At 54.7% G+C, this 1,493-nt stretch carries 2 protein-coding genes; both read left to right on the top strand.

Annotation, left to right across the window (positions count from 1 at the left end):
- Positions 1–164: 164 nt before the first annotated feature.
- Positions 165–902 (top strand): hypothetical protein, encoded by a 738-nt coding sequence (locus HMPREF2527_RS00855; RefSeq protein ID WP_070505708.1) that lies wholly within the window; start codon positions 165–167, stop codon positions 900–902.
- 13 nt (positions 903–915) lie between these two features.
- On the top strand, positions 916–1,493 hold a 578-nt coding region (locus tag HMPREF2527_RS00850; RefSeq protein WP_141744427.1), incomplete at its 3' end, for a hypothetical protein.

Raw genomic sequence — 1,493 nt, 5'->3', positions numbered from 1 at the left:
CTACCGGGATCTCGCTATCGCACGCGGTGTCACCCTGAGCATCTAGCCGTCTGATGGATGTTCTGATGAGACCGTGTGATACGGTGAAACCAACCGATAAAACCTCCACTGGAGCCTACACATACCAGGCACCAGATGAGGGGAACCCTCCAAAGGAGCACACCATGAAGACTTTGAAGCACCGAACCACCCGCACCGGCCTGGCTACTATGTCCGTTGCCCTGATGCTTGCACTCTCTGCATGCGGCGGCGGACAGGCAACCAGCGAATCTTCCGAAACCGCTTCTAATGCGCCGGTTGTAACTGCCTCGGCGAGCGCGTCTGCTGCTTCCACCCCCACCGCCGCGAAGGCTTCGGCGTCTGCGTCTGTGGCGGCGAACCCGAAGGGGTCTGAGGTGGTTGAGGTTCGTGCGGATGATGATACGAATGCTGATGCCTCGATTGCGAAGGATGCAGCGATTAAGGCGGCTAAGCGCGTTGCGGTGAACGATAACCGCATGTTGAATGCGTGGTTGCACGGGGATTTTGAGCACACCAGTGATGAGGAGTTGCTGAAGTTTGTGGCTCCGGAAAAGCTGGATAAGGTCAAGGAAAATATTCAGGTTACCCGTGATGACATTAAGAACAACGGTGGTGTTTTTAAGGGCGAGGTTATCGCTCGTGATATGTCGGTGACGGATGTCTTTACCTATGATTACCCTGATGGTACCTCTCACCCCTACTCCGTGTTGCGGGTGAAGTATTGCTCGGACTGGACGCAGTTGCGGACTGCTGATGGTGAGCGCGCTGTGACCGGCCCGGAGTCGACGACTACTGTTGAGGTCTCTGTGATTCGTTTGCAGGATGGTCGTTACGTTTATAATGGCGCACGCTCTCTCGGTAAGGGATGCGCTTCCTCGTAGAGGAGGGGGAAAGATGAAATATCGCAAGAATTTTTGTTCTACCGTCATGGTTGCGATGCTCGTGGCTTCCGGTATGGCTGCGCCAGCGAGCGCGGATGTGAATGTTAACATTTCTAACTCCCGTGTTGCGGTTCAGCAGAATAAATTTCAGGAATCTTCTGACAGCTCAGTAGCGGTGAATGAGAACCGTGACGCAGGGGATGCTCCTGTTATTCAGCCTGTGGCGTCGATGAAGGGCCAGACCTGTATCGCAACCGGTGGTGTTGAGGTTCCCTGTGAGACTGACGATGCATGGTTCTATGCGCCTGGGTCTTGCTACGCGAGTAAGAAGATTGACTCTGGAGTTACACCCAGGAATTACACCACGTTTGAGTGCACTTTAGCGGGTGACCATCCTTCACTAGCGAAGATTGCTCCTCGCAAGATTAGCGTTCCGACGAGTGAGGCTGAGGCTCGTGCTACTGCTGCGAAGAAGGGTGCGCAGCTGGCTGAGGATGCGCTCGCTGATTACGATTTTGAGCGGTTGACGGTGCGTACTCAGCCGTCGGATGCGAACCTGCGTTCGGATGCTTTCGTGTTCACGCAGGGTTA

This window comes from Rothia sp. HMSC071B01, assembly GCF_001808945.1.
Classification (GTDB): Bacteria; Actinomycetota; Actinomycetes; order Actinomycetales; family Micrococcaceae; genus Rothia.
This window is presented reverse-complemented; position numbering and strand designations above follow the sequence as displayed.

Bases quoted from the DNA above. Each gene is read 5' to 3' on its own strand.
- HMPREF2527_RS00855 (WP_070505708.1), top strand. From the start codon at position 165: ATGAAGACTTTGAAGCACCGAACCACCCGCACCGGCCTGGCTACTATG.